Source organism: Streptomyces nanshensis, from assembly GCF_001751255.1.
In the GTDB taxonomy this organism is placed as follows: domain Bacteria; phylum Actinomycetota; class Actinomycetes; order Streptomycetales; family Streptomycetaceae; genus Streptomyces; species Streptomyces nanshensis_A.
Map to the genome: position 1 here is coordinate 1 of NZ_LJGW01000010.1, position 5762 is coordinate 5762.

Annotated in this window: 7 protein-coding genes; all 7 read right to left on the reverse strand. The window is 69.8% G+C overall.

The genetic code is table 11. From position 1 onward, the window contains the following. Positions 1 to 60: 60 nt before the first annotated feature. A complete protein-coding gene (locus tag AN218_RS00080) occupies positions 61 to 894 on the reverse strand; it encodes an ABC transporter ATP-binding protein (RefSeq protein WP_070014366.1) in 834 nt (277 codons plus the stop codon). Beyond that, on the reverse strand, positions 881 to 1825 hold the full coding sequence (locus tag AN218_RS00085; RefSeq protein WP_070014367.1) for an ABC transporter permease: 945 nt from the start codon (positions 1823 to 1825) through the stop codon (positions 881 to 883). The genes AN218_RS00080 and AN218_RS00085 overlap by 14 nt, the downstream gene beginning before the upstream one ends. A 66-nt stretch (positions 1826 to 1891) precedes the next feature. Further along, a complete protein-coding gene (locus AN218_RS00090; protein WP_070014368.1) occupies positions 1892 to 2800 on the reverse strand; it encodes a glycosyltransferase family 2 protein in 909 nt (302 codons plus the stop codon). A 17-nt stretch (positions 2801 to 2817) separates the two neighbouring features. Beyond that, positions 2818 to 3597, reverse strand: a complete 780-nt coding sequence (locus AN218_RS00095) for a CDP-alcohol phosphatidyltransferase family protein (protein ID WP_079131668.1) — start codon at positions 3595 to 3597, stop codon at positions 2818 to 2820. After that, complete coding sequence (locus AN218_RS00100; RefSeq protein ID WP_070014370.1) at positions 3575 to 4636, reverse strand: iron-containing alcohol dehydrogenase family protein; 1062 nt, start codon at positions 4634 to 4636, stop codon at positions 3575 to 3577. The genes AN218_RS00095 and AN218_RS00100 overlap by 23 nt, the downstream gene beginning before the upstream one ends. Further along, positions 4624 to 5376 carry a phosphocholine cytidylyltransferase family protein gene (locus tag AN218_RS00105; RefSeq protein ID WP_070014371.1) on the reverse strand — a complete coding sequence of 251 codons (753 nt, stop codon included), beginning with the start codon at positions 5374 to 5376 and terminating at the stop codon, positions 4624 to 4626. Before AN218_RS00105 ends, AN218_RS00100 begins: the two co-directional genes overlap by 13 nt. Next, a partial coding sequence (locus AN218_RS37700; protein WP_244900164.1) for a DUF5941 domain-containing protein occupies positions 5373 to 5762 on the reverse strand: 390 nt, incomplete at its 5' end. The genes AN218_RS37700 and AN218_RS00105, both read right to left, overlap by 4 nt.

The following is a 5762-nucleotide window of genomic DNA, read 5'->3' on the forward strand; positions in this document are numbered from 1 at the left end:
GGCCGGGACCCGTCCAGGTCCCGGCCGGCCGCCGCCGTCCGCAGAGGGAGAAGCCGGGCGCTACTTGCCCGTGAACTTCTCGTACTCCTTGAGCACTTCGTCCGTCGGCCCGTCGTGGACCAGCTCGCCCTTCTCCAGCCACAGCGTCCGCTCGCACGTGTCGCGGATCGACTTGTTGTTGTGGCTGACGAGGAAGACGGTGCCCGCCTCCTCGCGCAGCTCACGGACACGCTGCTCCGAGCGGCGCTGGAACTTCTTGTCGCCCGTCGCCAGCGCCTCGTCGATCATCAGCACGTCGTGGTTCTTGGCGGCGGCGATGGAGAAGCGGAGCCGCGCCGACATCCCGGAGGAGTACGTGCGCATCGGGAGCGTGATGAAGTCGCCCTTCTCGTTGATGCCGGAGAAGTCGACGATCCCCTGGTAGCGCTCGGCGACCTCGTCGCGGGACATGCCCATCGCGAGCCCGCCGAGAACGACGTTCCGTTCGCCGGTGAGGTCGTTCATCAGCGCCGCGTTGACGCCCAGCAGCGACGGCTGGCCGTTGGTGTAGACGCGGCCGCTCTCGGCGGGCAGCAGGCCCGCGATGGCGCGCAGCAGCGTCGACTTGCCCGAGCCGTTGGAGCCGATGAGGCCGACGGCCTGGCCGCGGTAGGCGGTGAAGCTGACGCCCCTGACCGCGTGCACCTCGCGGACGCTGCCGCCGCCCGGCTTGCGGCGCACGATGCGGTTCAGCGCCGCCGTCGCGCTGCCCTTGCCCTTCGAGCTGCCGTAGACGCGGTAGACGATGTGCAGATCCTCGGCGATGACGGTGGGAACCCACGGCTCCTGGTGAGCGGGAGCCGCCTGCTGCCGGACCGTCGTCGTCTCCTCCTGGGTGTCCTCAGCCACGGCCATAACGCTCCTCCGACTTCCAGAAGAAAACAAATCCGCCGATCCCGAAGATCAGGCCCCAGCCGAGGGCCAGCATCCAGACGTGCGGCGGCAGGGTCGAGGCCGGGTATCCGTCGATGAAGGCGAAGCGGATCAGGTCCATGTACACGGCGGCCGGGTTCGCCTGGAGCAGGTCGACGAGCCACGGCTCGGCGTGGGCCTTCGACTCGAGCTGGTACGGCAGGAAGAACATCACGCCCGACGCGTACAGCCAGGTCCGCGTGATGAACGGCATGAGCTGCGCCAGGTCCGGGGTCTTGCTGCCCAGCCTCGCCATGATCAGGGCCAGGCCCGTGTTGAAGAGGAACTGGCAGGCCAGCGCCGGCAGGACCAGGATCCATGACCAGCCCGGGAAGTGCCCGAAGCTCACGAGGATGACCACCAGCACGATCATCGAGTACAGGAGCTGCTGGAGCTGCTGGAGCGAGATGGAGATCGGCAGCGAGGCCCGCGGGAAGTGCAGCGCGCGGACCAGGCCCAGGTTGCCGGAGATCGCGCGTACGCCGTTGAGCACCGAGGTCTGGCTGAAGGTGAAGACGAACACACCCGTCACGAGGAACGGAATGTAGTTGTCCTGACCGCCCGGGATGCCCTTACGGCCGCCCATGATCAGCCCGAAGATGAGGTAGTACACAGCGGCGTTGAGCAGAGGCGTGACGACCTGCCAGAGCTGCCCCAGTTTCGCCTGGGTGTACTGCGCGGTGAGCTTCGCCCGGGAGAAGGCGAGGATGAAGTGGCGCCGCGCCCACAACTGCCTCACGTACTCCGTCAGCGAGGGGCGCGCCCCGCTCACCGACAGGCCGTACTTGGCCGCGAGCTCGGCCGGGGACAGACGGTCGTCCGGTGTGGGCGGCGGCTTCACGCCCACCGCACCGCCGTGCGTTGTCTCGGTCACGTTTAAAACTTTCGTCCTCACACGCGCAGTGAACTGGAAGGAGTGGTGGTACTGGAGACGAGCTTGTCAGATCACGGGCGGGCGCCCTAGTCGGGTCAGCCGCCACACCGTACGCCACCGCATCGGCCTGCGGGCGCCGCACGGCTTGGCCCAGCCCTCCCGGAATCCGCCGAGCCACGCCCTCAGCGCCGGACGCGAGGGACGGCGGGCCAGGGTGAGCAGGAGCCACACGCCGAGATAGACGGGGACGAGCGGGAGGGGCAGGTTGCGGCGGGCGAGCCAGACGCGGTTGCGGGCGACCATGCGGTGGTAGACCGCGTGCCTGCTGGGGGCGGTGGTGGGGTGGTGCAGCACCATGTCGGCGCGGTAGTCGATCGACCAGCCCGCGTCCAGGGCACGCCAGGCCAGGTCCGTCTCCTCGTGGGCGTAGAAGAACTCGTCCGGGAGGCCGCCGACTTCGGCGAGGACCTTCGTGCGTACGGCGTTGGCGCCGCCCAGGAACGTGGTGACCCGCGAGGAGCGCATCGGGTCCGCGGCGCGCAGCCTGGGCACATGGCGGCGCTGGGTCTCGCCGGTGTCGGGGTCGGCGATGCGGAAGCTGATGATGCCCAGCGACGGGTCGGCGGCGAACGCCTCGCGGACCAGTTCGGCGGTGCCGGTGTCCGGCAGCAGTCCGTCGTCGTCGAGGAAGAGCAGCGCGTCGACCTCGGCGCCGGACGGGCCGAACGCATCGATGCCGACGTTGCGGCCTCCGGGGATGCCGAGATTTTCCGGAAGCTCGACCGTCCGTACACCTTCCGGCAACGCGGGCAGCGGCGCGCCGTTACCCACGACGACGACCTCGACGGCATCGCCGTCCTGCTTGGCGACGGAGTCGAGCAGCGCCCGCAGCTCCTCGGGGCGGTTGCCCATCGTCAGCACGACGGCTCCCAGCCTCGGGGTCTGCGCGGACCGCTCCGGGCTCTGCTGCGCCATGGTGGCGGCTCCCTCCGTCACTTGAGCCTGCTGGAGGCGAGGATGGACACCAGGTGCAGCAGCGTCTGGAGGACGGCGATGCCCGCGAGGACGGCGGCACCGAGCCTGGTGAAGAAGAGGTCTCCGCGGATCTGGTCCACCACGGCCAGCGCCAGGATGAGCAGCGATGCCTCGATGCCGAGGATCAGCCGGTGGAACTTGAGCGCCGCGGCGGCCTTGCGCGCCACGGCCACACCGGACGCACGCGGCTCGCTCGCGGCCTCCTTGACCGGCGGCAGCCCGCTTTGGTGCCGGGCCACGCCGACGAGGTCGGTCTCGCTCTTGATCAGTACGGCGCCGAGCGCGGCGAGGGTGCCCAGGAAGGCCCACAGCCAGTCGATGCGTCCCTCGCCCCACAGGTCGGCGGCGCGCAGACCGAGGCCGACGAGGACGGCGGCGTCGCACAAGTAGGCGCCCACCCGGTCGAGATAGACCCCGCCCAGTGAGTACTGCTGCTTCCAGCGGGCGAGTTCGCCGTCCACGCAGTCGAGCAGCAGATAGAGCTGCACCATCAGTACGCCGAGCACCGCCCCGCCGATCCCCGGCACCAGCAGTGCCGGGGCGGCGAGGACGCCCGCGAGCGTCATCAGATAAGTCAACTGGTTCGGCGTGACCCGGGTGTTGACCAGATGCCGGTCCACACGCAGGGAGATCTCCCGCATGTAGAGCCGCCCGGCCCAGTGCTCACCGCTGCGCCGGTCCTTCACGCCCTCCGGGTGGACGACGGGGCGGAGTTCAGCTACCGATGGCTTCTGCATATTCGCGGTATGCGTCCCTGATCTGGTCGGCGGACAGGTCGAGGTGTTCGAGAATGGTGTACCGCCCGGGCCGGGTCTCCGGGGCGTACTCCGTGACTTTCACGAACTCGTCCTCGTCGAAGCCGATTTGGTGCGGCAGTACGGGAAGGCCGTGGCGCTTGAGCACCTCGACCATCAGCATCGCCATCTCCCGGTCGCCGCGCAGGAACGTGGCGAACGCGGCCCCGAGGCCGCACTGTTCGCCGTGGCTCGCCGCGCGCTTGGGGTAGAGCAGGTCGAAGGCGTGGTTGATCTCGTGGCAGGCGCCCGAGGCCGGGCGGCTGTCGCCGGCGACCGACATCGAGATGCCGGTCATCACCAACCCCTCCGCGAGCACTTGGAGGAACGCGTCGTCGCCGACGCCGCCGGGGTGGCGCAGCACCGCCTCGCCCGCCTGCCGGGCCATGGCGGCGGCGAGTCCGTCGATGTCCTCGCCGCGCACGGTGTGGGCCAGCTCCCAGTCCCGTACGGCGGAGATGTTGGAGATGGCGTCGCCGATCCCGGAGCGTACGAAGCGGGCCGGGGCCTCCCGGATGACGTCGAGGTCGATGACCACGGCGATCGGGTTGGGCACGCCGTACGAGCCGCGGCCCGCGTCGTTGTCGAGGGTGGCGACCGGTGAACACAGGCCGTCGTGGCTGAGGTTGGTGGCGACCGCGACCAGCGGCAGCCCGATGCGCGCGGCGGCGAACTTCGCACAGTCGATGATCTTGCCGCCGCCGAGCCCGACCACGGCGTCGTAGCGCCCCGACTTCATGGAGTCGGCGAGCTTGATGGCGTCGTCGATGGTGCCGCCGCCGACCTCGTACCAGTCCGCGCTGGGCAGGGCCGGGGCGAAGCGCTCGCGCAGCGCCGCGCCCGAACCGCCGCTGATGGCGAAGGCGAGCCTGCCGTTGGAGGAGATCCGCTGGTCGGCCAGGAGGCCCGCCAGGTCGTCCAGGGCGCCGCGGCTGATGTCGACGACGACGGGCGACGGGATGAGGCGGGTCAGTACCGGCATGCGATCTCCCTGCCCTTGGCGAGGTCGTCGTGGTTGTCGATCTCGACCCACTGCACGTCGCCGATCGGCGCGACGTCGACCTTGAAGCCGCGGTTGACCAGCTCCTGGTAGCCGTCCTCGTAGTAGAGCTGCGGGTCGCGCTCGAACGTGGCCTTCAGCGCGTCGGCCAACTCCTCGGCCGCTTCCGGCTCGATGAGGGTGAGACCGATGTACTCGCCACTCGCGGTCGAGGGGTCCATCAGCTTGGTGATCTGCTGGACGCCCTTCTCCGGGTCGACGACGACCTTCATCTCCTCCTCGTCCAGGTGCTTGACCGTGTCGAGGGCGAGGATGATCTTCTGACCGTTTCCGCGGGCGTCGAGGAGCGTCTTCTCGACGGAGACGGGGTGGACGGTGTCGCCGTTGGCGAGCAGGGCGCCCTGCTTGATGACGTCACGGGCGCACCAGAGGGAGTAGGCGTTGTTCCACTCCTCGGCCTTGTCGTTGTCGACGAGGGTGAGCGTGACCCCGTGCTTCTTCTCCAGGGCCTCCTTGCGCTCGTACACGGCCTCCTTGCGGTACCCGACGACGACGGCGACGTCGGTCAGGCCGACGGCGGCGAAGTTGGCGAGCGCGATGTCGAGGACGGTCTGGGACTCCTCGTCACCCTCGGGGCCCACCGGCACGAGGGCCTTGGGCAGGGTGTCGGTGTAGGGACGCAGGCGCCGTCCGGCGCCGGCTGCCAGCACGAGGCCGATCATGCGGGTTCTCCTGTTTCGTCGTGTACGGCGGGTGCTTTGGAGGACACCCAGAAGCGGATGCTCTCGACGAGCACCACTGCCGCGACGACCACGGCGAGCGTGGTCAGCGCGATGGTCAAACCTGCCGGAGCCGGGCCCAGTTGGGGGCCGTGGCCCGCGCCGGCCGCCCACAGCGCGGAGGCGAGGGCGACGGCCAGGGCCCGTCCCTCGTGACCCCCGGTCGCGCGGACGAGCCAGTGCGGAGGCGCGCCGGTGCCGCCGCGGATGCGGTACACCGTGTCGTAGTGATGGTAGGCGACCGCCGCCACCAGCCCGAAAGCGGCGGGCAGCACGCTGTTCACGCCCGATTCGGCCGCGCGTACCGCGAGGACCAGGACGAGCACGTA